Source organism: Geodermatophilus sp. URMC 60, from assembly GCF_053502585.1.
Map to the genome: position 1 here is coordinate 5,256,434 of NZ_CP199958.1, position 25,926 is coordinate 5,282,359.

The following is a 25,926-nucleotide window of genomic DNA, read 5'->3' on the forward strand; positions in this document are numbered from 1 at the left end:
ACTGGGAATCGGCGAGCCCTTCGGTTCGCTGTGTATCTGTGCGCTGACGACCGCTGGAGACGACGCCCCGAGGGGCTCCTCCCGGGCCGACACCGAGGTGCGGCCCGGTTTCTGCTGGCCGCGTCGGCGCTGGAACTGATCCCGCGACACCCGACCGGGACCGGTGCGACAGCGGCGCGAGCGCCCGGGAGCCGGTCCCCCAGCAGACCAGAGGCGAGAGCACTGACCTCCACCGAGAACACCCCCACCACCGCCGAGATCGAGCACGCCGAGACCGGCGCCCCCGCGCCCGAGCAGCTCGAGCAGGCCGTCGAGGAGCTCGGCGGCGCGCCCGTCGCCGACGACGCCCCGCTGTTCAGCGACTTCGACGTCCACCCCGACGTCGTCGCGGCGCTGGCCGAGGTCGGGATCACCCGGACCTTCGCCATCCAGGAGCTCACCCTCCCCTTGGCGCTGGCCGGCAACGACCTCATCGGCCAGGCCCGCACCGGGACGGGCAAGACCCTCGGCTTCGGCGTCCCGATGCTGCAGCGCGTCGTCCCCGCCGCGGAGGGCGGCGACGGCGTCCCGCAGGCGCTGGTCGTCGTCCCCACCCGTGAGCTGTGCGTGCAGGTCGCCCGCGACCTGGGCACCGCCGGCGTCAAGCGCGGCATCCGCGTGCAGGCGATCTACGGCGGACGGGCCTTCGAGCCGCAGGTCGCCGCGCTGCAGAGCGGCGTCGAGGTCGTCGTCGGCACCCCGGGCCGGCTGCTGGACCTGGCGCAGCAGGGTCACCTCATCCTGGGCAAGGTCCGCGTGCTGGTCCTCGACGAGGCCGACGAGATGCTCGACCTGGGCTTCCTGCCCGACATCGAGCGGATCCTCGCGATGGTCCCGGAGCAGCGGCAGACCATGCTGTTCTCCGCGACGATGCCCGGCCCGATCGTGACGCTCTCGCGGTCGTTCATGACCCAGCCGACGCACATCCGGGCGCACGGCAACGACGAGGGTTCGACGGTCCCGCAGACCACCCAGTTCATCTACCGGGCGCACAACCTGGACAAGCCCGAGCTGCTGTCCCGGGTGCTGCAGTCCCGGGGTCGCGGGCTGGCGATGGTCTTCTGCCGGACCAAGCGCACCGCGCAGAAGGTCGCCGACGAGCTGGTGGAGCGCGGGTTCGCCGCGGCCGCCGTGCACGGCGACCTCGGCCAGGGCGCCCGCGAGCAGGCGCTGCGCGCCTTCCGCAGCGGCAAGGTCGACGTGCTGGTCGCCACCGACGTCGCCGCCCGCGGCATCGACGTCACCGGCGTCAGCCACGTCGTGAACTACCAGTGCCCCGAGGACGAGAAGACCTACGTGCACCGGATCGGCCGCACCGGCCGTGCCGGCAGCACCGGCGTCGCCGTCACGCTCGTCGACTGGGACGACATCCCCCGGTGGCAGCTGATCAACAAGGCGCTGGACCTGGAGTTCACCGACCCGCCGGAGACCTACTCGACCTCGCCGTGGGTCTACACCGACCTGGACGTGCCCGAGGGCGCGACCGGTCGGCTCCCCCGCGCCCAGCGCACCCGCGAGGGCCTGGACGCCGAGACCCTCGAGGACCTCGGCGAGACCGGCAAGCGCACCCGCTCCGGCGGCGGCACCGGCCCGGCCCGCGACGCCGTGGAGCCGGTGGGCGCCCCGAAGAGCCGCCCGCGCCGGCGCACGCGGGGCGGCGGTGCGGCCGCGGCCGGTGCCGCCGCCGCGATCGACGGGCCCGCGGAGGCGTCGTCCGGTGAGGGCGCCGCGTCCGGCGAGGCCGCGGCCCGCAAGCGCCGCCGGCGTCGCCGCGGCGGGGCCGGCCGCGGCTCGGCCGAGCCCGCCGCCTGAGAGAGGACCCCCTTGCCCCCCACCGCTCGCGAGCTCGCGGCGGGACCGTGCAAGGGGGCCGCCCTCCCCTCCTGCAGAGGGCGGGCCGGCCGGTGATGCGCCCGCCGCTGCGGGTGTGGGTGTGGACGGCGGCCGTCCTGGCGCTGGTCGTCGTCGCCGCCCTGCTGTGGCGGGGCTCGGATGCGGCGGCCACCGACAGCACCACCGCAGCACCGGCCGACGTCCCCAGCGGGACGCCGGCCGGTGCCGTCTCCGCCGCCTGGACCGCCCCCACCACCGCGTCCGGCGGCGCGGCCAGGGCGACCGTGGACGGCGGCCGGGTCGTCGTCGGTGACGAGCACGGGGTGCGGGCGCTCGACGTCGGCACCGGTGCCGAGGCCTGGCGCTACACCCGCGCCAACGCCCGGCTCTGCGACTGGACCCTCGTCGGCGGCCGCGTCGTCGCCGTGTCCGGCACCGAGGACCGCTGCGACGAGGCGGTCGCGCTCTCCGTCGACACCGGTGTCCGGCTCTGGACCCGGAACCTCGACCTGCGCCCCGACGCGGTGCTCACCAGCACCGACGGCATCGTGCTGGCCACCAGCCCGACCGGCGTGCTGACCCTCGACCCGGTCGGCGACAGCATCCGCTGGCGCGCCGACCCGGAGGAGGGCTGCACCTTCGCCGACGGGGACGTCGGCGGAGCCGGCGTCGCGGTGCTCGAGCACTGCGCCGAGTCGACTCGGGTGCGCCTGCTCGACGGCTACGACGGCACCCCGCTGTGGACCCGCGACACCGCCGAGGGGACGACGCTGGGCGGCGTCGAGCAGGCCGTCGTCGTCAGCGGGGACGACGGCGTGCAGCTGCTCGCCGGTGCCGACGGTGTCCCGCTCGGCACACCCGTCGCCGAGTCCGCCGGCGAGGTGCTGGTGACCTCCGTCGGCACCACCGCGCTCGTGTGGGCCGACGGCGCGCTCACCGCAGCCGACCAGGGCACCGGCGCGGTGTCCTGGCGCACCCCGGCCACCGGCCTGCCCGCCGGCGCCGTCGACCGCGCACTGCTCGACGCGGGGACGACGGTGCCGGTGCCCGAGGGCGACGCCGTGGTCCTCCGCGACCTGGCGACCGGCGAGGAGGTGCAGCGCACCGCCACCCCCGGACTGGAGGCCGGCGGGCTGCTCACCGTGGCCGGCCCGGTCGTCGTCCACCAGCTGCCCGACCGCGTCCTCGCCCACCGCTGAGGAAGGACCACCCTGCTCCCCACGCCTCGGCCCCGGCCCGAGGCTCGCCCCGAGCTCGCGAGGGGTGAGGGCGCTGGGGTCCTTCGACTGCAGGGAGGCCGACGCCAATGTTCACTGGTGGGCATGGTGATGCCCGGTGGCCCGGACGACCGCAGCCCTCTCTCCATCGCGCCCGACGACCTCCGCCAGCTGGCCGACCACGACGCGCGGCACCGCACGTTCGACGGCGGAGCCGGGCCGCTGACGGCGCTGGACACCGGGGGCGACGGCGAGCGCGGCACCGTCCTGCTGGTCGCGGGCTTCACCGGCAGCAAGGAGGACTTCGCGCCGCTGCTGCGCCCGCTGTGCGCCGCCGGGTACCGGGTCCTCGCGCTGGACCAGCGCGGCCAGTTCGAGTCCCCCGGGCCGGAGGACCCGGCGCGCTACTCGGTCGCCGAGCTCGGCGACGACCTCGTCGCCGTCGCCCGGCAGCTGCGCGCCGAGGGAGCCGGCACGCTGCACCTGGTCGGCCACTCCTTCGGCGGGCTGGTCAGCCGGGCCGCCGTCCTGGCCGAGCCGGCGGCGTTCACCAGCCTCACCCTGCTCGGCTCCGGCCCGTCCCGGCTGGGCGGCGCCCGGGCGGAGCTGCTCGAGCACCTCGACCCGCTGCTGGACGCCGGGGGCGTGGCGCTGGTGCACGAGACCCTCGAGCAGCTGGCCATGACCGACCCGAAGGCGCAGCAGGTGCCGGAGCCGACCCGCGCGTTCCTGTCCCGGCGGTTCCTCGCCAACAGCGCCGCCGGCCTGCGCGGGATGGCCGACGCGATGACCCGCGAGCCCGACCGGGTCGCCGAGCTGGCGGCCACCGGCGTCCCGGTGCTCGTGGCGCACGGGGAGGCCGACGACGCCTGGACCCCGGCGGCGCAGGAGGACATGGCGCACCGGCTCGGCGCCCGGCACGAGGTCATCCCCGGCGCCATCCACTCCCCCGCGATCGAGAACCCGCCTCGCACGGTGGAGGTCCTGCTGGACTTCTGGGCCTCCGTGCCCGCCGCCGGTCGCTCCGCCGAGGACGCCGAGGCGCTGCGGTGAACCGGACGCCGTCGATCCGCGACTGCACCGCCGAGGAGGACCTGCTGGGCTTCTTCGGCCCCCGCAGCGTCAGCTGGCGGATCCACGCCGACCCGGCCTTCTCCGTCGGCGGCATCCGGGCGCTGCTGCTGCAGGCCCTGCACCCGGTCGCGATGGACGGCGTCGCCCGCTTCTCCACCGCCTTCTCGTCCGAGCCGTGGGCGCGGCTGACCCGCACCGCGGAGTACGTGGCCACGCTGACCTTCGGGACCCGCAGGGACGCGCTGCGGTCGGTGCGCCGGGTCCGGGGGATGCACCGCGGCAACACCGCGGTCGAGGAGACCACCGGCCGCCGCTACGCCGTCGACGACCCCGACCTGCTGCTGTGGGTGCACTGCTGCGAGGTCGACTCCCTGCTGTCCGTCGCCCGCCGAGCGGGGGTCCCGCTGACCGACGACGACGCCGACCGCTACGTCGCCGAGCAGGTGACCGCCGCGGTGCTCATCGGCTGCGAGGCCGGCGACGTCCCGGCGAGCGAGGCCGAGCTCGACGCCTACCTCGAGCGCACCCGTCCCCAGCTGACGGTCACCCCGGCGGCGCGGAACGCCTCCCGCTTCGTCCTGGTGCCGCCGATGCCCGGATGGGTGCAGTTGCTGACCCCGGCGCGGCCCGCGTGGAGCACGCTGGCCGCCCTGGGCGCCGCGACGCTGCCCCAGTGGGCGCGCCGGCTGTACGGGCTGCCCGGCTTCGGCCTGACCGACACCGCCGCGACCGCCGGCGTGCGCGCGTTCCGCCGGGCGGCGCTGGCGGTGCCGGCACAGGTGCGCGAGTCACCGATCGTGCGGGCGGCCCGGGAGCGCGTCGCCGCGGTGGAGGAGCTCACCGCCTGAAAGAGGACCCCGCTGCCCCCGCCACTCGCAGGCTCGCGGCGGGACCCTGCAGCGGGGCCGAGCGCGGCTTCAGGCCTCCGCGGGGGTCTCCTCGGCGAGGAAGCTCCAGGTCTCGCGCGGCGGGGTGGCCGCCCGGCCGACCGCGCAGCTGGGCCGGAAGTCGCACCAGCCGCACTGCCGGCCGGGGGCCGCGGGGAACGCGACGTCCGGGTCCTCCCCGGCGTCGACGGCCGCGGTCGCCGTGGCGATGTCGGCGGCGACGTCCTCGGCCCGCCGGACGTGGTTGGCCAGCGACCGGTCGGTGTGGTCGAAGGCGGCCACCGTGCCGGAGGGCAGGTGGTGCAGCTCGACCCGGCTGCACGGCCGGCGCAGCGTACGGCGCACGCCGAGCACGTAGGCGGCCAGCGCGGGTGAGCCGCGAGCCTCGTCGTCGGTGCTGACCGAGCGGCCGGTCTTGTAGTCCACGACGACCAGTTCGTCGCCACGCTGGTCGATCCGGTCCACGCGGCCGGACAGCGCCAGCCGCTCGGTGGTCGCGGCGACCTGCCGCTCGGTGCCGACCGGCTCGTCGGCCGGGTCGAGGCCGGTCACGTAGTCGGTGAGCCAGCCCGCGGCCCGGGCACGCCACCGCTCTGACTGCTCGGCGTCGCGGAAGCCGGCGGTCGACCAGACGCCGTACAGCAGCTGGCGCGCCGCCGTCGGGGTGCGCTTGGGCAGCGGCAGCTCCCACCACGAGCGCAGCGCCGCGTGCACCGCCGAGCCCACGCTGTTGTGCGCCCACGCCGGGCCCTTGGCCGGCGTGGGCCGGTCGACGTAGGCGTGCCGGTAGCGGCGCGGGCAGTCGCTGAAGGCGGCCAGCTTGCTCGGCGTCGCCGGGAACAGCCGCCGCGGCATCCCGGGCATCTCCAGCTGCGCGCCTGCCATGCCGGCCACGCTAACCGGCGGTGCCTACGGACCCGGGGAACGGCGTGGCGCCCGTGCCGGCGGCCAGCAGCGCCTCGTACTGGCCCGGCGCGGTCGTGCAGGCGGCGATCGGCGTCGTCTTGTTGCTGCCGTGGTAGTCGCTCGAGCCGGTGACCAGCAGCCCGAGCTCACCGGCCAGCCCGCGGAGGTGGGCACGCTCGTCGGGGTCGTGGTCCGGGTGGTCGACCTCCAGGCCGAGCAGCCCGGCCTCGGCCATCGCCGCGATCGCCTCGTCGCCGACCACCCGGCCGCGCCGGGTGGCCAGGCCGTGGGCGAACACCGGCACCCCGCCGGCCGCGCGAACCAGGGCGATGCCGTGGAGCACGTCGGTGTCGGCCTTGGCGACGTAGAAGGGGCTGCGGTGGTGCAGCAGCGTGGCGAAGGCCTGGTCGACCGAGTCGACGACGCCTCCCTCGACCAGGGCGCGGGCCACGTGCGGCCGGCCCACCACCCCGCCGCCGGCGCGCTCGACGATCTCGCTCCAGACGACCGGGTGCCCGGCCTCGGCCAGGGCGGTGACGATCCGCTCGCCGCGGCCGAGCCGCTCCTCGCGCAGGCGAGCCCGCTCCGCGGCCAGGGCCGGGTGCTCCGGGTCGAAGAGGTAGGCGAGCAGGTGCACGCTGATCGGCGGCGCCTGCGCCGGGAACCAGCGGCAGGACAACTCCATCCCCGGGACGACGGTCAGCCCGTCGGGTCGGGCCTCCTCCGCCTCGGACCAGCCGGCGGTGGTGTCGTGGTCGGTGAGCGCGACGACGTCCAGGCCCGCGGCCCGGGCCGCGGTGAGCAGCTCGGCGGGGCGGTCGGTGCCGTCGGACACCGACGAGTGGGTGTGCAGGTCGATCCGCATCAACGACCAGACTGCCGCACGCGCCGGCCGGCCACCCGCGGGGAGCGGGGACGCCGCGGTGGCAGCGGCGGGATCGGCTCGGTGTCCCGCCGTCCGTCGGTCGGTGCGTCCGCTCCAGGGCGGTCCGGCGGCGACCGGCGGGGCTTCCGCGGCGACGGTTCGGCCTCGCCCTCGTCGTCCCCCTTGTCGGCGCCGTTCCCGCCGAACAGCAGGTCGCTCACGTCGCGGTAGAGGACGCCGGCCCGCGGCAGGTAGGTGATCTCCGAGAGCGCCTGTTGCTGGCCGGCCGACTCGAAGCGGAACGTGCCGTAGCCGAGCAGCTGGCCGAGCGGCGTCTCCTTGTACGTCAGGTCGGTGATGCGGCGCAGCGGCAGCAGGGCCACGGTGCGGACGATGATCCCGGTGGTCAGCAGCACCCGGCGATTGGTGACGATGAAGTGCCGCATCCACCACTCGCCGACCCGCAGCGCCAGGTACCCCAGCGCCCCGACCAGCACGATGAGCCCGACGCTGGCGGTGACCCGGTTCTCCGGGTCGAGCACCATCAGCCAGAGGCCGACGACCAGGACCGGCAACGCCTTGGCCACCGGGACGATGAGCACCGCCCAGTGCCGGCGGGTGGCGACGACGGGCGGCTTCTCGTGCTGGAGCAGGTACTTGTCGGCGTCCTTGCTCCACCGCGGCCGGCGGCCGTCGGAGGCCGGTGTCGCCGGGCCGCCCACGCCGGCCTAGGCGAGGGACTCGAAGAACGAGGCCAGCGAGGACGCCGCGTCACCGAGGGCCTGGCCGGCGGTGCGGACGAAGTCGGCGGAGCTCTCGGGCGCCGAGATGACGTAGAACACGACGAAGGCGAGTGCAAGCCAGGTGAGGACCTTCTTCACCGTCACCTCCGCGGTGGCTGTCGGTGGGCGCGCGGACGGGGCCGTCCGCGCGGCGAGCCCCATGGGTAACACACGTCGCAGGAGTCACTCCCCGGACACGCCGCCGGGGATGCGGGTCGGTCCGGTCCGGTCCGTCAGGGTCCCGGGAGCAAGTGCTCGCTGGGCGGGCCGAGGGGCAGGTCGGGGTAGAGGCGCTCGCGCAGGTCGAGCAGCTGCAGCCGCTCGGCGAGCAGCCACGCGGCCGACATCGGCCACATGACCAGCCACAACCAGACGCCGAAGGCCTCCCCCACGAAGGCGGCCCGGTCGTCGGAGGTGGGCACCGCCCACAGCGGGGCGCGCTGCCCGGCGGCCTCGACGTCGGCCGACGAGGGCCCGGAGATGACGTCGCCGGGGTCGACCCCGGGCAGGCCGGCGTAGCCGCAGCCGACGCCGGTGCCCGGCTCCTCGGCGACGAGGACCAGCTCGGCCGAGCCGCCGAGCGGAGCCGGTCCGGCGCAGTCGACGACGATCGCGCGGGCGCCGGGCTCCCCGCCCCACGCCAGGCCGGTGACCGTCCAGCCCGACGGCATGGGGTCGGGCACCCACGCCGGCACCCGGGCGTCGGCGGTCACCGCGGCGATGGCGTCGTGCGCCACCAGCAGCGTGTGGTGCAGCGGTGTCACCGCGCCGTGCACGTGGCACCAGGCCTGAGCCGGGTTCCCGGGGCGGACGACCACGCGTTCGCCACAGCGGGGACAGACCGTGGTGGAAGTCATCGGGCATCACCGTCCTGTGACCCGACGGGTTCGTCAAGCGCTGGCCCCTGGGGCCGTGCGTACCGTTCGGGGCGTGCCGCCCGCCGCCGACGCCCCGCTGCCGGTGGTCGCCTGCGTCGGCGCGGTGGTGCTCGACTCCCGCGGCCGGCTGCTGATGGTCCGGCGGGGCAACGAACCCGGCCGTGGGCTGTGGTCGGTGCCCGGCGGCCGGGTCGAGGCCGGGGAGTCGGTGGCCGCGGCGGTCGAGCGCGAGGTGCGCGAGGAGACCGGTCTGGCGGTGCGGGCCGGCGCCGAGGTGGGCCGCGTGCGGGTGCCCGGCCCCGGAGTCGTCTACGACGTCGTGGACCTCGTCTGCACGCTCGTGGACCCGGCGGCCGTCCCGGTGGCCGGCGACGACGCGGACGACGTCACCTTCGCCGGCGCGGCCGACCTCGAGCGGCTGACCTGCACACCGCGGCTGCTGGAGACCCTGCGCGGCTGGGGCGTGTTGCCGACCTGAGCCGGCCCGGCAGCACGCCCGCCGGTCAGCTGCGGGGCCTCGGCTCCGGACGGCCGGGCTGCTCACCGCCGCGGGCCTCGCCGTAGGAGCGCTTGGGGACCATGACCTTGCGGCGGAAGACGCACACGACCGTGCCGTCCTGCTTGTAGCCGATGGTCTCGACGTGCACGACGCCGCGGTCGTCCTTCGACTTCGACTCGGTCTTGTCCAGCACCGTCGTCTCGCCGTAGACGGTGTCGCCGTGGAACGTCGGCGCCACGTGCCGCAGGGACTCGATCTCCAGGTTGGCGATGGCCTTTCCCGAGACGTCCGGGACGCTCATGCCGAGCAGCAGCGAGTAGACGTAGTTGCCGACGACGACGTTCTTGCCGAAGTCGGTGGTCTCCGCCGCGTAGTGGGTGTCCAGGTGCAGCGGGTGGTGGTTCATCGTGATGAGGCAGAACAGGTGGTCGTCGTACTCGGTGACGGTCTTGCCCGGCCAGTGCTTGTACACCGCACCGACCTCGAACTCCTCGTAGTACCGACCGAACTGCACGTGCTGCCTCCGGGTGTCGACGCTGACATCGGGGCACCGAACGACGGCGAGCGCGGGCCCACCACGCCCGGCGGGCCAGTTGCCCACCCGCGTCGGTGACCCATCTGGACGGCCGCCGATCCTACGATGCGCCCGTGGTACCGGCTCCCTCCGTTCCGGACACCGGGGAGCCCGGCGTCCTGACGCTCTCACCCACCGCCCGACGGGTTCGGCTCGTCGCCACCGCCGTGGTGCTCGCGCTGCTGCTCGGCGGCACGCTCTGGGGCAACGACTCGGAGTTCCCGTTCGGGCCGTTCCGGATGTACTCCACCCGCGCCGACCCCGACCGTCCCGTGGTCTCCACCAGCGTGGTGGGCGTGACCGCCGACGGCGACGAGGTACGGCTCTCCGGTGGCGAGGTGGGCCTGCGCCGGGCGGAGTTCGAGGGACAGCTGCCGCGCCTGGTCGAGGAGCCGGAGCTGCTGGGCCTGCTGGCCGGGTCCTACGCCGACCGCCACCCCGACGCCGAGCCGCTGGTGGCAGTGCGGGTGGTGCAGCGCCGGCACGCGCTCGACGACGGCCGGCGCACCGGCGCGGTCACCGAGGGCGTGCTCATCGACCACCCGGTGTCCGCGACCGGCCAGGAGGGCACCCCGTGAACGCTGCACCGCCCCCCGGAACCGGTGCACCCGCCGCTGCGCCGTCGTCCGAAGGCCGCCGCGGGTGGTCGGGCTGGTGGTTCCGGCCCGTCCCGCTGGCGCGCATCGCGGTGTTCCGGACGATCGCCTACCTGTTCGTGCCGGTCGACGTCTTCCTGACCACGGCGTGGGTGCGGGCGCACGCCGACGTCCCGACCGAGTGGTACGCGCCGCTGACCATCGGCCGGCTGTTGCCCCTGCCGACGCCCACCCCTGCGGTGGTGGTCGTCGTGCAGTGGGCCCTCGTCGGTACCGCCCTGGTGGCGGCGACCGGCCGGGCGCCCCGGCTGCTGGGCACCGCGGTGTTCTTCCTCTACTTCGAGTGGATGGTCATCGCGATGAGCTACGGGAAGGTGGACCACGACCGGATCGCCTACCTCGTCGCGCTGGCGGTGCTGCCCACCATCGGGCGCGTGCGGTGGCGCGACAAGCGCTCCTCCGAGGCAGCCGGCTGGGCCATGGCGGCGGTGTTCGTCACCGTCATGCTCACCTACTTCCTGGCCGCCTGGGCCAAGATGCGCTTCGGGGGTTGGGACTGGGCCACGGGCTCCACGCTGGCCCGGGCGATCGTGCGGCGCGGGACGGTGCTGTCGGACTGGCTCCTCGAGACGCCCGGCCTGCTGGTGGGCGCCCAGTGGGGGATGCTGGCGCTGGAGTTCGCCGCACCGCTCATGCTGCTCGTCTGGTCGGCCCGCGCGCGGGTCGCGCTGGTGGTCTTCCTGCTCGGTTTCCACCTGGCCGTCTACGCCAGCGTGGCGATCATCTTCCTGCCGCACTGCGTCGCGATCCTGTCGATCCTGCCGTGGGAGCGGCTGCCCGACACCACCCGCCGGCTGCGTGCCCGGACCGGCGGCGGGCGCCCGGCCGAGGTCTCCCCGGCCGAGGCCTCCCCGACCGAGGCCTCCCCGACCGAGGTCTCCCCGACCGGGGCCGCGCCTCCTGGCTGAGCCGGCACCCGGACCGGGCCGGCGCCCCGGGCTGTGTCAGCGCCGGAGCGGGTCAGATGAGCGCTCCGATGCGGGCCGCCATGTCCGCCTCGTGCTGCTGGTAGGAAGCCGCCACGCCGCTGAGCAGACCGCCCATGCCGGTCAGCGCGTCGCTGACTCCCTGGGCGCTGACCCGCCACTGCTCGTAGAGCTCCGTGAACCGGGCCGCGGCCTGGCTGTCGGTCCACCCCTCGAGCACCGAGGCGTCCACGCTGCTCGACAGAGCGGTGTGCCGGGCGGTGGTCTCCGCGGCCTCGGCGCGGCACTGCCCGGCCAGTGACTGCAGGGTGGCGATCTCGACCTTCACGTGTCCTCCTCGTCGTCCGGGTCCCTCCCGGTGAGAGCGGACGGTAGGTGCCCGGACCCCCTGCCGGCCCCCGACCGTCCACAGCTCCGCTCGCCGTCCACAGAGCGGTGTGCCGGCCCCGGGGCGACACGGCGCGGCCGCCAGGGTCGCCACGTGCCCGTCCGCTCCCCCGCCACCCGCTGCTGGTCCCTCGTCACACCCAGCGGCACCCTCGACGTCGCGGTGACCGCCTGCGACGACGACCGGCTCGCTGCGGTCCTGCCTCCGCTGGCCACGGCGCTGCGTCTGCCGTCCGCCGAGCTCTGGGCCGGCAGCACCCGGCTGGCCCCCGAGCTGCCGCTGACCGACCAGGCGCTGCTGCACGGAGCCCTGCTGGGTCTCGGCCGGCCCGGCCCCCGCCCGGGGACCGCCGCGGGGTCGAGCGCGCTGGAACTGCACGTCATGGGCGGCCCGGACGCCGGGACGACGCTGCCGCTGGACCGTGGCCGGCACGTCGTCGGGCGCGGCAGCGACGCCACCGTCCGGCTGACCGACCCCGACGTCTCCCGCCGGCACGTGCTCGTCGAGGTCGGCGCCGGGAGCCTCGCCGTCCGCGACCTCGGTTCCACCAACGGCAGCCTGCTGGACGGCGCGCTCCTCGGCGGGGAGCCGCGGCCGTGGCCATCGGGAGCCCCGCTCCGGCTGGGGTCGAGCACGCTGCGGACGGCGGGGCCGGGCAGCGCCCGCGCCGCGGTCCGGCTCAGGAGTGGCGGACGGCTGCAGCTGCGTCCGCACCCGCGCCTGCACCAGTCGCGGGAGGACGTCGAGATCGTCCTCCCCGCCGCCCCCGTCCCGGCACCGTCCCGGCGGCTGGCGTGGGTGGCCGTGGCCCTCCCGGCGGTCGGCGGCGTGGCCCTGGCCTGGGTCCTCGGCTCTCCGCACTTCCTCTTCCTCGCCCTGATCGGTCCCGTGGTGGCGGTCGGCACGTGGCTGTCCGACCGGTGGTCGGGCCGGCGCACGACACGACGTGCCCGGGCGGCTCACGCCGTGGAGCTCGCCGAAGCACAGGACCGGCTGGCGGCGGCCCTCCGCACCGACGAGCGCGCCGCCGAGGTCGCCCATCCGGACCTGGCCGCCCTGACCGCCGCGGCGCGCCGGCGGTCCACCGACCTGTGGCAGCGGCGCCGAGCCGACAGCGACGCACTCGCCGTACGGATCGGCACCGGCCCCGGGACGTCACGGGTGGTGCGGGTGGCGTCCGACGGCTCCCGGGATCGGGAGCCGTCGGACCAGCTGCCCGTCGTCGTCGAGCTGGCCGCCACCGGCGGGCTGGGCGTCGCCGGTCCGCGCGAGCCGGCGGTGGGCGTCCTCGCCGGCGTCCTGGGCCAGCTGGCGGCGCTCCACGCACCCGGCGAGGTGGAGCTCGCCCTGCTCACCACACCCGACCGGCTGGTCGACTGGGCGTGGTCACGGTGGCTGCCGCACCTGGCCGCGGAGTCTGTGCACGTCCGCACCGCTCCTCCGGTGGACGCTGCCGACGAGGACATCCTCCGGTGGCTGACCACCCTGGTGTCGCGGCGGGTGGCCGCCCAGGACGGGACACGCGGCTGGGTCGCCGTGCTGGTCGACCGGCCGGTCGGCCCCCGCGTACTGGCTGCGCTGCGCCGGGCGCACGCCGTCCGTGTCGTCGTCCTCGCCTGTGGGTCCTCGACGGCGGACCTCCCCGGGCTCGGGGACGCCGTCCTCCTGCTCGGCGGCGAGACCGGCGAGCGGGCGACCCTGCTGCGGTCCGGTGCGGGCGAGCGAGCGGTGGCAGCGGTCGACCGGCTGCCGCGGCGCGTCGCAGCACAGCTGGCGCGCGACCTGGCCCCGCTGGAGCCCGCCGCCTCGGACGCCGCACTCCCCCGGCAGGTCCGGCTGCTCGACCTGCCGGTGGCCGCGGCCGGCGACTGGTCCCGGTCCCGCGACTCGCTCGTCGCGACGCTGGGCCGCACCGCGACCGGGGACCTCTCCGTCGACCTGTGCCGGCACGGGCCGCACGCGCTGGTGGCCGGGACCACGGGCTCGGGCAAGTCCGAGCTGCTGCAGACGCTGATCGCCGGCCTGGCTCTGGTCCACCCGCCGGACCGGTGCTCGTTCCTGCTCGTCGACTACAAGGGTGGCGCAGCGTTCGCCGAGGCGGCCGGACTACCGCACACCGTGGGCCTGCTGACCGATCTCGACGGTTCGGCGACCGCCCGGGCGCTGCGGTCGCTCACCGCCGAGCTCACCCGTCGGGAGTCGCTGCTCGCCACCCACGGCGTCCCCGACCTGGCCGCTCTGCCCGACGCGGTCGAGCTGGCCCGCCTGGTGATCGTCGTGGACGAGTTCGCCGGGCTGGCCGAGGAGCTGCCCGCCTTCCTGTCCGGTCTCGTCGGCATCGCACAACGCGGTCGCTCGCTGGGTGTGCACCTGGTGCTGGCGACGCAGCGTCCCGGCGGCGTCGTCTCCCCGGAGATCCGGGCGAACTGCACGCTGCGCGTCTGCCTGCGGACAACCGACGAGGCCGAGTCCCGGGATGTGCTCGGCTCGGCGGAGGCCGCCGTCCTGCCGGTCGACGCCCCCGGCCGCGGGTACCTGCGGTCCGGCGGGGGCGCGTCGGTGCTGTTCCAGGCGGCACGGGTCAGCGGCCGGCCGCACGGCGTCCGGGACACCGGGCCGCAGGTGACCCCGTGGCGCTGGCCGGCACCTGCCGCCCGGGCGGTGGAGGAGGTCCCGGCCGGGTCCAGCGACCTGGCCCGGCTCACCGAGGCGCTCGGCCGCCGAGCCCTGGAGACGGGGCTGCCGCGGCCGCACCGGCCGTGGCAGCCCGTCCTCCCCGACCGCCTGTCCGACGAGGACCTGCGGCGCCTCACCGGCAACGGCGCCGGCCACCGGCTGCGGCTGGGCCTCCTGGACCGCCCCGACGCCCAGGTGCAGGAGCCGCTGCAGCTGGACCTGGCCCGGGCCGGCGGCTGGCTCGCCGTCGGCGGGCCACGCAGCGGGCGGACGACGTTCCTGCGGTCCGCGTTCGCCGAGGCGGTCACCGCGTTCGGCCCCGACCGGCTGCACGTGCACGTGCTCGACCACGGCGGCGGCGGACTGGCCGCGGCGGTGGCCGGCCTGCCGCACACCGGCACCGTGGTCGGTGGGGACGACGCCCTGCGGACCGTGCGGCTGCTGGACCGGCTGGCGCAGGAGGTGACCGCACGGCGTGCCGCCCCGCCGGGTGGCCCGCGTCCGCACCTGCTGCTGCTGGTCGACGGTGCCGAGCCGGTCATGACCCAGCTCGACGAGTCCGACCCGGGCAGGGGGTCGGCGGCGCTGCTTCGCCTCGTCCGGGACGGCGGAGCAGCCGGGCTGACATGCCTGCTGACCGCCGACCGCGCCGTCCCGGGCGGCCGGCTGGCCAACGCCGTCGACACCCGCCTGGTGCTGCCGCTGCCCGACCGCGCCGACTACGCCGTCGCCGGCATCCCGGTCCGTGACGTGCCCGGGCACCGGCCACCGGGTCGGGCGCTGGTCGGCGAGGAGGCCAGGGAGTGCCAGCTCGTCCTGCCCCGCGCTCTTCCCACGACCTGGCCGGACGCGCCGGCCCGCAACGGCAGGGCGCTGACCATCCCCGAGCTGCCGGCCGCCCCGGTGCTGCCGCTGCCGGCTGCCAGCCGCGGCGGGCACCCCCTGCGGCTGCCGGTCGGTCCGGGTGGTGACGACGGCGGCGTGCTGACCGTAGACCTGTCCCGCTCCAGGGGCCTGCTGGTCGCTGGGCCGCCCGGCAGCGGACGGACCACGGCGCTGGAGGGCTTCGCCCGCCACGTCGCCGCCGAGGGGGCCGCGGTGCTGCAGGTCGTCCGGGACGCCGGCCGTGCGGACGCGGGAGGCGGTCCGCCGCTGGTCCGGCTGGACGCCACGGACGTGGCCGGCTGGCAGGAGTGGCTCGCCGGACTGTGCGGCACCCCCGGCGCCGTGGTCGTCGACGACTGCGCCGACCTGGTCGACTCCGCCGTGTTCGGTGCCCTGACCGCGGCCGAGTCCGTGGCGGACGTGGTCCTGTTCGTGGCCGGGACCGCCGCCGAGCTCGCCGCGGTGCACCGCGGCCCGGTTCCCGCCCTGCGACGCCGGCGCAGCGGCCTGCTGCTGTCACCGGCCGCCGGGGACGCCGACCTGCTCGGCATCCGGCTTCCCCGCACGCCCGTCCCCGCGCGCCCCGGCTCGGGATGGCTCGTGGCTGCGGGTGCGGCCCGGCGGGTGCAGGTCGCCCGCCGGGACCCGCGGCCGGGCGAGGCGACCCAGCAGGGGGACGGGGCGTCCTGAGGACGGGGCCGGGGGCTCCCCGGAGGTTCGCGCGAAGCGCGGGGACGGTCCGGAGCCGCCGTGTCGTCGGGCATGACGACGGCGTCACAGGAGCTCGAGCAGCGCCCCGACCTCCTGGGTGGCGTACCAGGCGAGCTCGTGGCCCTCGGCCTGGTCGACGACGAACTGGGCGTCCTCGCTGCCGAGGTCGGCCTCGAGCACGACGTTCACCGCGGCGCGGACGTCGTCCTCGGCCTCCGCGCCGTCGACGTGTGCGCTCGCGACGTCGCGCAGGGCGACGTCGCCGGCGATGCGGACGGCACCGCGGTCGGCGTCCGGGTCCTCGACCTCGGAGACCGCGGCGTCGGGGACATCGGCGGCCAGCACGACCCGACGACGGGCGGCCGAGGGGTCGACGTCGATGAGCCGGAGGCTGGCCCGCGCAGCCGCCAGGAGGGCGGCGTACTCGAGCTCCTCCTCGTCGGCTCCGGCGTCACTGAGGGCGTAGAACTCACGCAGGCCCGGCGTGACCGCGAAGGCGGTGAGCGGCCCGGTCAGGCGCCCGTCGTCCACGAGGGCCCGCAGGACGCTCGTGGTGGCAGGGAGGTACACACGCACCGGGATGGCTCCTTCGCGCCGGGGGAGCCCGACGGTATCCCGGCGCCGGTCCGGCCCTGCGGGCCGCGGGGTCAGCCGGCGGTCTCGACCAGGACGGCGAGTTCCTGCTCGATGAGGTCGGCGAGCAGGTCGACGTCGCCCACGCCGTCGCGGTCGGCGTTCAGGCCGAAGAACACATGTCCGTCGTAGCTGGTGATCCCCACCGACAGTCCCTGGCCGGGGGCCAGCGGGACCACCGGGAAGACCTCGAGCATCCGGGCGCCGGCGGCGTACAGGGGCACCTGCGGCCCGGGCACGTTGGTGACCACCAGGTTGGCCATCCGGCGGGACAGGCCGCGAGCCGCCCGGGCGCCGAGGGCGTGCAGCGTCGGCGGGGCGAAGCCGGTGAGCGCGATGAGCGTGTCCGCGCCGACCGACCGGCCGTGCTGGCTCACCCCGCGCATCGCGTAGCTCAGCCGCGCCAGCCGCAAGCGGGGGTTGGACTCACCGACGGGGAGGTCGACCAGATAGCTCGACACCCGGTTGCCCGGCGCCTCCTCTTCCTCGCCCTGCACCGACACCGGCACCAGGGCCCGCACCGACGTGGAGCCGAGGACCGCCTGGCCGCGCGACAGCAGCCAGTCCCGCAGCGCCCCGGTCACCACGGTCAGCAGCACGTCGTTGACCGTCCCGCCGTGCGCCTTGCGGACCCGTTTGACGTCGTCGAGCTCAGCCCGTGCCACCGCCACCCGGCGCTGGCTGCTGCTGGTCGCGCCGAGAGGGGTGTGCGGGGCGGGGAACAGCGCCGACCGCGCCGCCCGCACCGCACCCTCGGCCGCGCTGGTCACCCGCGCGCCGGTGGCCCGCACGTCGGTGGCCGCGTGGCGCGCGGTCTCCACGACCGCGGTGGGGCGGGTCACGTACTCCGCCACGGCCTCCCCGACCAGCTGCAGCACGCCGGGCAGCCGGCGGGGTCGCCACTGGTCGGGCGCGGGGGCCGTCGCGTCCGGCGAGTCCTCGAGCAGGACCTGGGCGATGTCGACCGCGCCCAGCCCGTCGACCAACGCCGGGTGCGTCTTCGTGATGACGGCGACCCGCCCCTCGGCCAGGCCCTCCACGAGGTAGACCTCCCACAGCGGCCGCCCCCGGTCCAGGGGTCGCGCGACGACCCGGGACACGAGGTCGAGCAGCTGGGCCTGCGTCCCCGGCCGGGGCACCGCGGACCGGCGGACGTGGTAGTCGACGTCGAAGTCCGGGTCGTCGGCCCACACCGGGTTGGCCAGGTGTCCGGGCACCTCGAGGACCCGCTGCCGGTAGCGCGGCACGAGCGGGAGGCGGCCCTCGACCAGCGAGGCGATCGCGTCCAGGCCGCCCGCCGGCGGCTCGAGCACGAGCACGCCGGCCACGTGCATCGGGTTGTCCGGCCTCTCGAGGTAGAGGAACGACGCGTCCAGGGTGGTCAGGCGCTCCACCTTCGGTCTCCTCCGGTCGGGGTCCTCACGCTACGACGCGGCACCACCGCACGGACAGCCCTGGCCGAGCGGCGTCCGTGTCCTCAGCCGGCGCGTCGGCGCAGTCGCGGGCGCCCCCGGCCGACCTCGGGCACCGGCACGCCGGTGAGCGCGGCGGCCATCGCCCGCAGTTCCGTGCGCAGCGGGGAGGACGACGCCACCTCGGCCAGCGTTCGCCCCTCGGCCAATGCCGCGTCGGTGGCGCGTCGGTCGGCGGGCAGGAAGAAGGCCACCTGGCGGCCGGCGAAGCGCTCCAGCGCGTCGCCGATCTCACGGCGAGGGTCACCGGGCACCGGCCCTCGCCGCACCTGGTTGACGACGACGACCGGCTCCACGTCGGGCAGCACGTCGCGCAGCTCGCCGAGCGCGCGGATGCTCCGCTGCAGCGCCACCGGGTCCGCGCCGCTGATGCACAGCACGGTGTCCGCGGCCTCCAGGACGGTGAGGGTCACCCCGTTGCGCCGAGGCGCCGCGGTGTCGAAGGACAGCTCCTCGTCCTCCTCGAGGCTGAAGGCGCAGTCGACGACGGTGAGCTCGGCACTGCGGCGCACCTCCTCCAGGACGGCGGCGACGGCGTGTGGTCGCAGCTCGGGCCAGCGGTCCGCGCGAGCCAGCCCGGTGAGGACAGCCAGCCGCGGGCGCACCGCCCAGGCCAGCCTCTCGAGCGCCGCCCCGTCGAGGGTGCCGGCGGCCGCCTGCCGGGCCGCGCCCGCCAGCCCCGGCGACTCGTCGAGCAGGCCGAGCACCTGGGCCACCACGCCGCCGTAGACGTCGGCGTCCACCAGCAGGGTCGGCACGTCCAGCCGGGCGGCCTCGTCGGCGAGCCCCACGGCGACGGTGGTGCGGCCCGGGGCGCCGGTCGGCCCCCAGACCGCGACCACGCGGCCGCGACCGGCCGACCGCTCCGACGCCGGCTCCGGCAGCCCGTGTGCAGGCAGCGCCGCCCGGGGGTCGGCGATGTCCCGACCGGCCGGCGGGCCGCCCGCCACCGCCTCGCGCAGTGCCCGGGCGATCTCCTCCGGCTCGGCGTCGGCGGGCAGCACCCGCCCGATCCCCAGGGCGTGGAGCCGGTCGGTCGCGCGCTCGTCGCCCGCGTCCACCAGTCCCACGACGGCCACGCCGGCCGCCGCGAGCCGGGCGACGGCGTCCCCGTCGAGGCGGCGCAGGTCGGCCGACAGCAGCGCCGCCTGCGCGGTCCCCGTGGCGGCGGCGGCCAGCAGCTCGGAGACGTCCACGCACCGGCGGACGACGGTGACCCCGTGGTCGGCCCGGTCGAGGGCGCCGACCAGCGCGGACTCCCACCCGGCGCCGGTGACGGCCGTGAAGACCTGCAGCGCCATCAGGGCGTCCCGGTCACCGGGCCGCCGGACGCGGCGGGCCCGGCGGCGGACGAGGTGGCCCGGGGAGCCGGGGTCGAGGGCGCGCGGGTCGAGGGCGCGCGGGTCGAGGGCGTGCGGGTCGAGGGCGTGGGCGCAGCCGTCGAGCGAGCAGGGGTCGAGCGCGCAGGAGTCGAGGGGGCAGCGGTCGAGGGGGCAGCGGTCGAGGGCGCGGCGGTCGAGGGCGCGGCGGTGGTCGGCACCGGCGCCCCGCCGCCGGCGACGTCGACCGAACCGTGCACGACGACGACCAGCGGCCGGCCACCGATCGCGCCGAGCACCGCCGGCGCCTGGCCGGCCGGGACCGAGACGACGACCTGGACGGTGCTCGTGGCCGTCGACAGCACGCCATCGGTGCGCCCGGAGATCGCCTGCACTGGAGCCGCCGCCACCACAAGGGACACGCGCCCGTCACCGGCCGCGGTGGCGCCGGCCGCGGGGTCTGCCACGGCGTAGACGTCGACGACCTGCCCGCGGTCCAGCCCCGGCGGCACGTAACCGGCCTGCACCGGGAGCGCCAGCTGCACCAGCTCGGCCGGCTCCTCCAGCGCCGTCCGGGGCAGCAGCTCCCCGCTCCGCACGGCACGGGCGAGGGTCCGGCCCTCCGGCCGCGTGCTCGTCGCGAGGTAGGCGCCGGCGACGTCGTCGAGCCGGACGTCCACGGCCACGACGTCCCCGGCGGTGAGCACGGTGCCGGCCGCGAGGTCGCCCGCGGCCGACCACACCGGCACCGTCGCGTCGGCGGCGGCGACCACGCGGGCACCCAGCAGGACCGAGCCGAGCACCAGCAGGACGCCCAGAACCAGCCGGAGGTCCAGCCAGCGCGGCGGCCGGACCCGTCGCGGTGCCGACCCCGGCACGGGAGCGGGGGCACCCGGGGTGCTCGCCCCCGGGGCGTTCGGCACGGTGCGCGTGGCGCTCACAGCCAGCGGTCCCTCCCTCTGCACGGACGCCGTGGACGGCACGGGTGGGCCACGGTCGGACGCAGATGATGGGTCAGGGACACCGGTACGTGCAGGCGCTGTCCACACGTTCGGGGTTGTGGACGACACGCATGCCACCCGGACGGGGCTGCCAGACTGTCCGGGACCGGACGGAGACCTGATGCCCACACCGCGGTTCCTGACCCTCGACGACGTCGCCGAGATCCTCAACGTCTCGTGGTCGCAGGCCTACGCGCTGGTGCGCCGCAAGGAGCTGATCGCCATCCAGATCGGCGGCCGCGGCCAGTGGCGGGTCGAGAACGAGGAGCTCGAGCGCTTCATCGCGCAGAAGTACGCCGAGGCCCGAGCCGGCACCGTGCCCGCGGAGCCCGCCGCAGAGGAGCAGGCCGAGCCCGACGACGCGTCGACCGGCTCCGGAGGGCGCCGCCGGACCTGACCGGCGCACCGCGCCCCGGAACCGTTCCACCGGGGCCCGTCCGGGCCGGTCCGGGCCGGCGGACCCGGCCAGGCTCACGGTCAGTCCAGCCCGGGCGTCAGCGTCCGCACCACCGCGACCGCCGGCAGGGCGATCGCCCGCACACCTCGCACGGCCGCCGCCCGGCGCGGCTGGTCGGCCGCGTGCTCGGCCAGCTCGACGTGGTCGGCGCCGACGCCGTCCACGGTGCCGACGTACACCGCCCCGTCGTCCAGGACGACCTGCACGACGCTGCGGTCGCGGGCCAGCCCGCGCAGCGCCCGCCGCAGGTCCAGCCGGGCGCGCACCGGACCGGGGTCCTCGGCCGGGGCCGTTCCCCGTCCCAGTCCGGCGACCGTCCGCACCGTCGACGTGGCCACGAGCACCTCGCGGCGGCCGTCGTCGGTCAGCAGCAGCCAATCGGCGCCGACCTCGACCAGCTCACCTGACACGTTCCCGGCGCCGGAACACCGCAGGTCCAGCGGACGGCCCAGCGCACCGGCCAGCCGGTCCACCAGCCGGACGGCGCCGGTCTCCGCCCGCCGGCGCGAGGCGTCCTCCGCCCGCTCGGCCGCGGCCTCCGCCTCGTCGAACTCCGCCTGCAGGTCGGCGAAGAGCCGTTGCCACCGCATCCGCCACCTCCTCGGTTTCCACCCTAGTGTGCTCGAACCTTGCGTTTGCGTGCATTTGCTTGCTTTAGTCACACAGCGACGTCGACGAGTCGAGGAGGAGACATGTCGATCAGGCGCCTGCTGGGGACGACCGCGGCGCTGGCTGCTGCGGCCGCCGGCCTCCGCGCGGTCACCCCCGACCTCGGCGCGGTCGCCGCCACCGGCCTCGACCTGCAGCGCGCCGTCGACACCGTCGGCCCCGAGACGGTGCTGGTCGCCGGTGTCGCGGCGCTGGCCTGGGCCGTCTGGCTGTGGGGCGCCCTCGGCCTGAGCCTGACGGCACTCTCGGCGCTGCCGGGTGCCGCCGGCACGCTCGCGCGGGCGCTCACCCGGTGCCTGCTACCCGCCGCTGCCCGGCGGGCAGCGGCCCTCGCCCTCGGGGTGGGGCTGGCGACCGGCGGCCCGCTGCTGGCCGGGTGCACCGCCGCTCCGCTCCCGGCCGTCACCGTCGCCTCCGCCCAGGGTCCCGCCGCTCCGCCGCAAGGTCCCGTCGCGGACTGGCCGGGCCCACCTGCGCCGGCCCCCGCACCCGGCGACCCCGCACCGGTGCCCGACTGGCCGGCCCCGGTCGGGAACGGGCACGTCGTCCTGCGTGGCGAGTGCCTGTGGGACATCGCCGCCGCCGACCTCGCCCGGCTGTCCGGCGGCGGCAGCCCGACGGACGACGAGGTGGCCGCCGCCGTCGACGCCTGGTGGCAGGCGAACGCCGCCGTGATCGGACCCGACCCCGACCTCCTGCTCCCGGGCCAGGTGCTGCGCCCGCCGCCGGCGTCCTGACGCCTCCGACCCCTGACCACCCGCACCCCGGAGCCCCTGATGACCGCACCCGCCACCCCCGCCCGACCTGCCGCCGACACCGCGCCCGAGACGGGCCCGCAGCCGCTGCGCACGGCCACCCTGCGGCTCACCGTCGTCCCGACGCCGCAGCCGCCGCTGGACCCGGAGCCGGTGCTGCGGCTCGTCCTGCCGGGTGTCGCTGTCCCGCGGGCACCGCACCGGCCCGGTCCTCGGCCGCGTCCGGAGGAGCCGTCCGCGGGGTTCGTGCCGGGCTCCGAGCCGACCTGGTCGGCCCGTGCCGACCTCCCCGATCCGCGCGTCGCCGCCCGCCGGCTGCTGCTGCTCACCCTCGAGGGACTGGCCGGCCGGCGTCCGCTCAGCCAGGTGCAGCCCCTCACCGCCCTGGGCGTCTACGCGGCGCTCACCAACGGGCGCCGGCCCCGGTGGTGCGCCGGCGGGACCGCGCCGGTGCTGCTCGGCCCGGTGCACGTCTGCGAGCCGGTCGACGGGGTCGCCGAGGTCAGCGCGGTGGCCCGTCGGTCGGGCCGGGCGCACGCGGTCGCCGCGCGACTCGAGGGCATCGACGGCCGGTGGCGGTGCACCGCACTCCAGATCGGATGAGCGGACCGCGGACGGCGACGCCCCCCGGCAGGTAGCCGAGGGGGCGTCGTCGCAGGTGCTCAGGCGCGCGAGGGCGCTCCGTGGCAGACCTTGTACTTCTTGCCCGAGCCGCAGGGGCACGGCGCGTTGCGGGCCGGCTCCCTGGTGCCGGTCACGGTCGCGCTCTTGGCCGCCTTGACCCGGCCGCTCTCCTTGGCCGAGGCGTCCAGGCCGGGTGCGGAGTAGCTGAGCTGGTCGCTGCGGTGCGGGTCGTCGAGACCCTTGACCGACAACTCCGGCCCGGTGCCCGAGGACACCGGCTCCTCGACCTCGGGCGCCGGCACGGCCTCGGGCGCGGCGTGCCGACCGCGCCGAGCCGTCCCCGTGCGGCGGGCCGCCGGCGCGGGAGCGGGGGTCTGGGCGGCAGGGGCCGGAGCCGGCGCGGTCCCGTTGCTCTCGACCGGGACCGGAGCCGGCTGCGCCGCAGCGGCAGCCGGGGCCGGAGCACTGGGAGCCGACGGTGCCGGAGCCGAGGGAGCCGGCGCCGGGGCCGCCGGAGCCGGGGCGGGAGGCGCCGCCGCGGCCTGCGCGGCCGCCTGCCGGGCCAGCACCCGCGCCGTCCCCTCCTGCGCCGCCGCCAGGGCCTTCGCCTCGGCCTCGGCCTGCTTGGCCCGGGCCTCGGCGTCCTGCTCCTCCTTGGTCTTGACCTCCAGGTTGAACAGGAAGCCGACCGACTCCTCCTTGATGCCGTCGAGCATCGACATGAACATGTCGTAGCCCTCGCGCTGGTACTCCACGACCGGGTCGCGGTTGGCCATCGCGCGCAGGTGGATGCCGGCCCGCAGGTAGTCCATCTCGTAGAGGTGCTCGCGCCACTTGCGGTCGAGCACCGAGAGCAGCACCCGCCGCTCGAGCTCGCGCATGACCTCCGCGCCGAGGGCGGCCTCGCGCTCCTCGTAGGCGCGGTTGGCGTCGTCGAGCAGCTCGCGCTTGAGGACGTCGGCGGAGAGCCCCGCCTGGTCGCCGTCGGCCACGCGGTCGACGAGCTCGTCGCGGTCCAGGCCCACCGGGTAGAGGGCCTTGAGGCCGGTCCACAGCTGCTCGAGGTCCCAGTCCTCGGCGTAGCCCATCTCGGTGGCGCCGTCGACGTAGGCGCTGACGACCTCGTCGACCATCGAGCGGACCTGCACGTGCAGGTCCTCGCCGTCGAGCACCTTGCGCCGCTCGGCGTAGATGACGGTGCGCTGGCGGTTGAGCACCTCGTCGTACTTCAGGACGTCCTTGCGGACCTCGAAGTTCTGCTGCTCGACCTGGGTCTGCGCCGACAGGATCGCCCGGCTGACCATCTTCGACTCAATCGGCTGGTCGTCGGGGACCCGCAGCGTCGTCATCATCGACTCGAGCATCGGGCCGTTGAACCGCCGCATGAGGTCGTCGCCCAGCGACAGGTAGAACCGCGACTCCCCCGGGTCGCCCTGCCGGCCGGAGCGGCCGCGCAGCTGGTTGTCGATGCGCCGGCTCTCGTGCCGCTCGGTGCCCAGCACGTAGAGGCCGCCCGCCTCGGTGACCTGCTCGTGCTCGGCCCGGACCTGCTCCCTGGCCTTCTCCAGTGCGCCGTCCCAGGCCGCCTCGTACTCCTCCGGCGTCTCCGCCGGCGACAGGCCGCGGGCGCGCAGCTGCTCGTCGGCGATGAAGTCGGGGTTGCCGCCGAGCTGGATGTCGGTACCGCGGCCGGCCATGTTGGTCGCGACGGTGACCGCGGCCAGCCGCCCCGCCTGGGCGACGATGTGCGCCTCACGCGCGTGGTTCTTCGCGTTGAGCACCTCGTGCTCGATGCCGCGCTGGAGCAGCAGCTTGGAGAGCAGCTCGGACTTCTCGACGCTGGCCGTGCCCACCAGCACCGGCTGTCCGGCCTCGTGCCGCTCGGCGATGTCGTCGATGACGGCCTCGAACTTCGTCTTCTCCGTCTTGTAGATGACGTCGGAGCGGTCCTCGCGGATCATCGGCCGGTTCGTCGGGATGGGGACGACGCCCAGGCCGTAGGTCTGCGAGAGCTCGGCCGCCTCGGTCTGGGCGGTGCCGGTCATCCCGGAGAGCTTCTCGTAGAGCCGGAAGTAGTTCTGCAGGGTGATCGTGGCGAGCGTCTGGTTCTCGTCCTTGATCTGCACCCGCTCCTTGGCCTCGATGGCCTGGTGCATGCCCTCGTTGTAGCGCCGGCCCGACAGCACGCGGCCGGTGAACTCGTCGACGATGAGCACCTCGCCGTTGCTGACGATGTACTGCTGGTCGCGGTGGTAGAGCTCCTTGGCCTTCAGCGCGTTGTTGAGGAAGCTGATCAGCGGGGTGTTGGCCGCCTCGTAGAGGTTCTCGATGCCGATCTGGTCCTCGACGAACTCCACGCCCTCCTCGGTGATGGCGACCGTGCGCTTGGCCTCCTCCACCTCGTAGTGGACGTCGCGCCGCATCAGCGGGGCCAACCGGGCGAACTCGGTGTACCAGCGGTGCATCGCCGGGTCGCCGGCCGGACCGCTGATGATCAGCGGGGTGCGGGCCTCGTCGATGAGGATCGAGTCCACCTCGTCGACGACGGCGAAGTGGTGCCCGCGCTGCACGAGGTCGGCCTTGCTCCAGGCCATGTTGTCGCGCAGGTAGTCGAAGCCGAACTCGTTGTTCGTGCCGTAGGTGATGTCGCAGGCGTACTGCTCGCGGCGGTGCGCCGGGCGCTCACCGGAGAGGATCACGCCGACCGACAGGCCGAGGAAGCGGTGCACCCGACCCATCCACTCGGCGTCGCGCTTGGCCAGGTAGTCGTTGACGGTGACCACGTGCACGCCCTGGCCGGTCAGCGCGTTGAGGTACGCGGGCAGGACACCGGTCAGCGTCTTGCCCTCACCGGTGCGCATCTCGGCGATGTTGCCCAGGTGCAGCGCGGCGCCGCCCATGACCTGCACGCGGAAGTGCCGCTGGCCGAGCGTGCGGGTGGCGGCCTCCCGGACGACGGCGAAGGCCTCCGGCAGGAGCTGGTCGAGGGTCTCCCCCTCCTCCAGGCGCTCCTTGAACTCGTCGGTCCTGGCACGCAGCTCCGCGTCGGTGAGGTCGGCGACGTCGTCCGCCAGCGACTCGACCGCGTCCGCGATCTTGTTCAGTCGCCGGAGGGTCTTGCCCTCACCGGCTCGGAGGATCTTCGAGAACACCACCGTTCCAGCGTAGGCGGTGTGCGGGGCCGGATCCGGTCACCTGAG

At 76.0% G+C, this 25,926-nt stretch carries 24 protein-coding genes; 11 read left to right on the forward strand and 13 right to left on the reverse strand.

Annotation, left to right across the window (positions count from 1 at the left end; translation table 11 throughout):
• The first annotated feature begins 30 nt into the window (after positions 1–30).
• The 4 genes from ACWIX3_RS24755 (at position 31) to ACWIX3_RS24770 (ending at position 5,011) form a co-directional block, all read left to right on the forward strand.
• A complete protein-coding gene (locus ACWIX3_RS24755) occupies positions 31–1,851 on the forward strand; it encodes a DEAD/DEAH box helicase (RefSeq protein WP_448609995.1) in 1,821 nt (606 codons plus the stop codon).
• A 95-nt stretch (positions 1,852–1,946) separates the two neighbouring features.
• Complete coding sequence (locus ACWIX3_RS24760; RefSeq protein WP_448612502.1) at positions 1,947–3,071, forward strand: outer membrane protein assembly factor BamB family protein; 1,125 nt, start codon at positions 1,947–1,949, stop codon at positions 3,069–3,071.
• Positions 3,072–3,194: 123 nt separating this feature from the next.
• Entirely contained in the window at positions 3,195–4,142 is a 948-nt protein-coding gene (locus ACWIX3_RS24765) for an alpha/beta fold hydrolase (protein WP_448609996.1), read from the forward strand.
• Positions 4,139–5,011 (forward strand): oxygenase MpaB family protein, encoded by an 873-nt coding sequence (locus tag ACWIX3_RS24770; RefSeq protein WP_448609997.1) that lies wholly within the window; start codon positions 4,139–4,141, stop codon positions 5,009–5,011. The genes ACWIX3_RS24765 and ACWIX3_RS24770 overlap by 4 nt, the downstream gene beginning before the upstream one ends.
• 69 nt (positions 5,012–5,080) lie before the next feature.
• Here ACWIX3_RS24770 and ACWIX3_RS24775 read toward each other — a convergent pair whose 3' ends face one another.
• The 5 genes from ACWIX3_RS24775 to ACWIX3_RS24795 all read right to left on the reverse strand — a co-directional run bounded on the left by ACWIX3_RS24775 (position 5,081) and on the right by ACWIX3_RS24795 (position 8,460).
• Entirely contained in the window at positions 5,081–5,935 is an 855-nt protein-coding gene (locus ACWIX3_RS24775; RefSeq protein ID WP_448609998.1) for a RecB family exonuclease, read from the reverse strand.
• A gap of 10 nt (positions 5,936–5,945) precedes the next feature.
• Positions 5,946–6,821, reverse strand: a complete 876-nt coding sequence (locus ACWIX3_RS24780) for a PHP domain-containing protein (RefSeq protein WP_448609999.1) — start codon at positions 6,819–6,821, stop codon at positions 5,946–5,948.
• Positions 6,821–7,543, reverse strand: coding sequence for a PH domain-containing protein (locus tag ACWIX3_RS24785; RefSeq protein ID WP_448610000.1), 723 nt, complete (start codon positions 7,541–7,543; stop codon positions 6,821–6,823). Before ACWIX3_RS24785 ends, ACWIX3_RS24780 begins: the two co-directional genes overlap by 1 nt.
• A 6-nt stretch (positions 7,544–7,549) precedes the next feature.
• Complete coding sequence (locus ACWIX3_RS24790; protein ID WP_175486517.1) at positions 7,550–7,702, reverse strand: hypothetical protein; 153 nt, start codon at positions 7,700–7,702, stop codon at positions 7,550–7,552.
• A 134-nt stretch (positions 7,703–7,836) separates the two neighbouring features.
• The gene (locus ACWIX3_RS24795; protein WP_448610001.1) at positions 7,837–8,460 is read right to left on the reverse strand and encodes a DUF6758 family protein; all 624 of its coding nucleotides are present in this window, start codon (positions 8,458–8,460) and stop codon (positions 7,837–7,839) included.
• A gap of 73 nt (positions 8,461–8,533) precedes the next feature.
• On the opposite strand from ACWIX3_RS24795, the gene ACWIX3_RS24800 reads away from it, so the two are divergent.
• Positions 8,534–8,959: an NUDIX domain-containing protein gene (locus tag ACWIX3_RS24800; RefSeq protein ID WP_448610002.1), complete on the forward strand. Its 426-nt coding sequence runs from the start codon at positions 8,534–8,536 to the stop codon at positions 8,957–8,959.
• A 25-nt stretch (positions 8,960–8,984) separates the two neighbouring features.
• On the opposite strand, the gene ACWIX3_RS24805 is transcribed toward ACWIX3_RS24800, so the two are convergent.
• On the reverse strand, positions 8,985–9,494 hold the full coding sequence (locus ACWIX3_RS24805; protein WP_448610003.1) for a MaoC family dehydratase: 510 nt from the start codon (positions 9,492–9,494) through the stop codon (positions 8,985–8,987).
• A gap of 134 nt (positions 9,495–9,628) precedes the next feature.
• Here ACWIX3_RS24805 and ACWIX3_RS24810 point away from each other — a divergent pair, with 134 nt between their 5' ends.
• Together ACWIX3_RS24810 and ACWIX3_RS24815 are read left to right on the forward strand one after the other, a co-directional pair.
• Positions 9,629–10,132, forward strand: a complete 504-nt coding sequence (locus ACWIX3_RS24810; protein ID WP_448610004.1) for a hypothetical protein — start codon at positions 9,629–9,631, stop codon at positions 10,130–10,132.
• Positions 10,129–11,118, forward strand: a complete 990-nt coding sequence (locus ACWIX3_RS24815) for an HTTM domain-containing protein (protein ID WP_448610005.1) — start codon at positions 10,129–10,131, stop codon at positions 11,116–11,118. Before ACWIX3_RS24810 ends, ACWIX3_RS24815 begins: the two co-directional genes overlap by 4 nt.
• 52 nt (positions 11,119–11,170) lie before the next feature.
• On the opposite strand, the gene ACWIX3_RS24820 is transcribed toward ACWIX3_RS24815, so the two are convergent.
• A complete protein-coding gene (locus ACWIX3_RS24820) occupies positions 11,171–11,464 on the reverse strand; it encodes a WXG100 family type VII secretion target (protein WP_448610006.1) in 294 nt (97 codons plus the stop codon).
• Positions 11,465–11,617: 153 nt separating this feature from the next.
• Between ACWIX3_RS24820 and ACWIX3_RS24825 the strand changes: the two genes are divergently transcribed.
• Positions 11,618–15,775 carry an FtsK/SpoIIIE domain-containing protein gene (locus ACWIX3_RS24825; RefSeq protein WP_448610007.1) on the forward strand — a complete coding sequence of 1,386 codons (4,158 nt, stop codon included), beginning with the start codon at positions 11,618–11,620 and terminating at the stop codon, positions 15,773–15,775.
• An 84-nt stretch (positions 15,776–15,859) separates the two neighbouring features.
• Here the strand turns inward: ACWIX3_RS24825 and ACWIX3_RS24830 are convergent, their stop codons facing one another.
• The 4 genes from ACWIX3_RS24830 to ACWIX3_RS24845 form a co-directional block, all read right to left on the reverse strand.
• Positions 15,860–16,372 (reverse strand): DUF6912 family protein, encoded by a 513-nt coding sequence (locus tag ACWIX3_RS24830; protein ID WP_448610008.1) that lies wholly within the window; start codon positions 16,370–16,372, stop codon positions 15,860–15,862.
• Between the two features lie 71 nt (positions 16,373–16,443).
• On the reverse strand, positions 16,444–17,823 hold the full coding sequence (locus tag ACWIX3_RS24835; RefSeq protein ID WP_448610009.1) for a WS/DGAT/MGAT family O-acyltransferase: 1,380 nt from the start codon (positions 17,821–17,823) through the stop codon (positions 16,444–16,446).
• A gap of 83 nt (positions 17,824–17,906) precedes the next feature.
• The gene (locus tag ACWIX3_RS24840) at positions 17,907–19,202 is read right to left on the reverse strand and encodes an AAA family ATPase (RefSeq protein WP_448610010.1); all 1,296 of its coding nucleotides are present in this window, start codon (positions 19,200–19,202) and stop codon (positions 17,907–17,909) included.
• Entirely contained in the window at positions 19,202–20,161 is a 960-nt protein-coding gene (locus tag ACWIX3_RS24845) for an SAF domain-containing protein (RefSeq protein WP_448610011.1), read from the reverse strand. The genes ACWIX3_RS24840 and ACWIX3_RS24845 overlap by 1 nt, the downstream gene beginning before the upstream one ends.
• Before the next feature lie 181 nt (positions 20,162–20,342).
• On the opposite strand from ACWIX3_RS24845, the gene ACWIX3_RS24850 reads away from it, so the two are divergent.
• Positions 20,343–20,618: a helix-turn-helix domain-containing protein gene (locus ACWIX3_RS24850; protein ID WP_448610012.1), complete on the forward strand. Its 276-nt coding sequence runs from the start codon at positions 20,343–20,345 to the stop codon at positions 20,616–20,618.
• Between the two features lie 80 nt (positions 20,619–20,698).
• On the opposite strand, the gene ACWIX3_RS24855 is transcribed toward ACWIX3_RS24850, so the two are convergent.
• The gene (locus tag ACWIX3_RS24855; RefSeq protein WP_448610013.1) at positions 20,699–21,268 is read right to left on the reverse strand and encodes a hypothetical protein; all 570 of its coding nucleotides are present in this window, start codon (positions 21,266–21,268) and stop codon (positions 20,699–20,701) included.
• Between the two features lie 102 nt (positions 21,269–21,370).
• On the opposite strand from ACWIX3_RS24855, the gene ACWIX3_RS24860 reads away from it, so the two are divergent.
• Positions 21,371–22,084 (forward strand): hypothetical protein, encoded by a 714-nt coding sequence (locus ACWIX3_RS24860; protein ID WP_448610014.1) that lies wholly within the window; start codon positions 21,371–21,373, stop codon positions 22,082–22,084.
• A 39-nt stretch (positions 22,085–22,123) separates the two neighbouring features.
• Positions 22,124–22,705: an Rv3235 family protein gene (locus ACWIX3_RS24865; protein ID WP_448610015.1), complete on the forward strand. Its 582-nt coding sequence runs from the start codon at positions 22,124–22,126 to the stop codon at positions 22,703–22,705.
• A 59-nt stretch (positions 22,706–22,764) separates the two neighbouring features.
• Here ACWIX3_RS24865 and secA read toward each other — a convergent pair whose 3' ends face one another.
• Entirely contained in the window at positions 22,765–25,881 is a 3,117-nt protein-coding gene (gene secA, locus ACWIX3_RS24870; protein ID WP_448610016.1) for a preprotein translocase subunit SecA, read from the reverse strand.
• Positions 25,882–25,926: the final 45 nt, after the last annotated feature.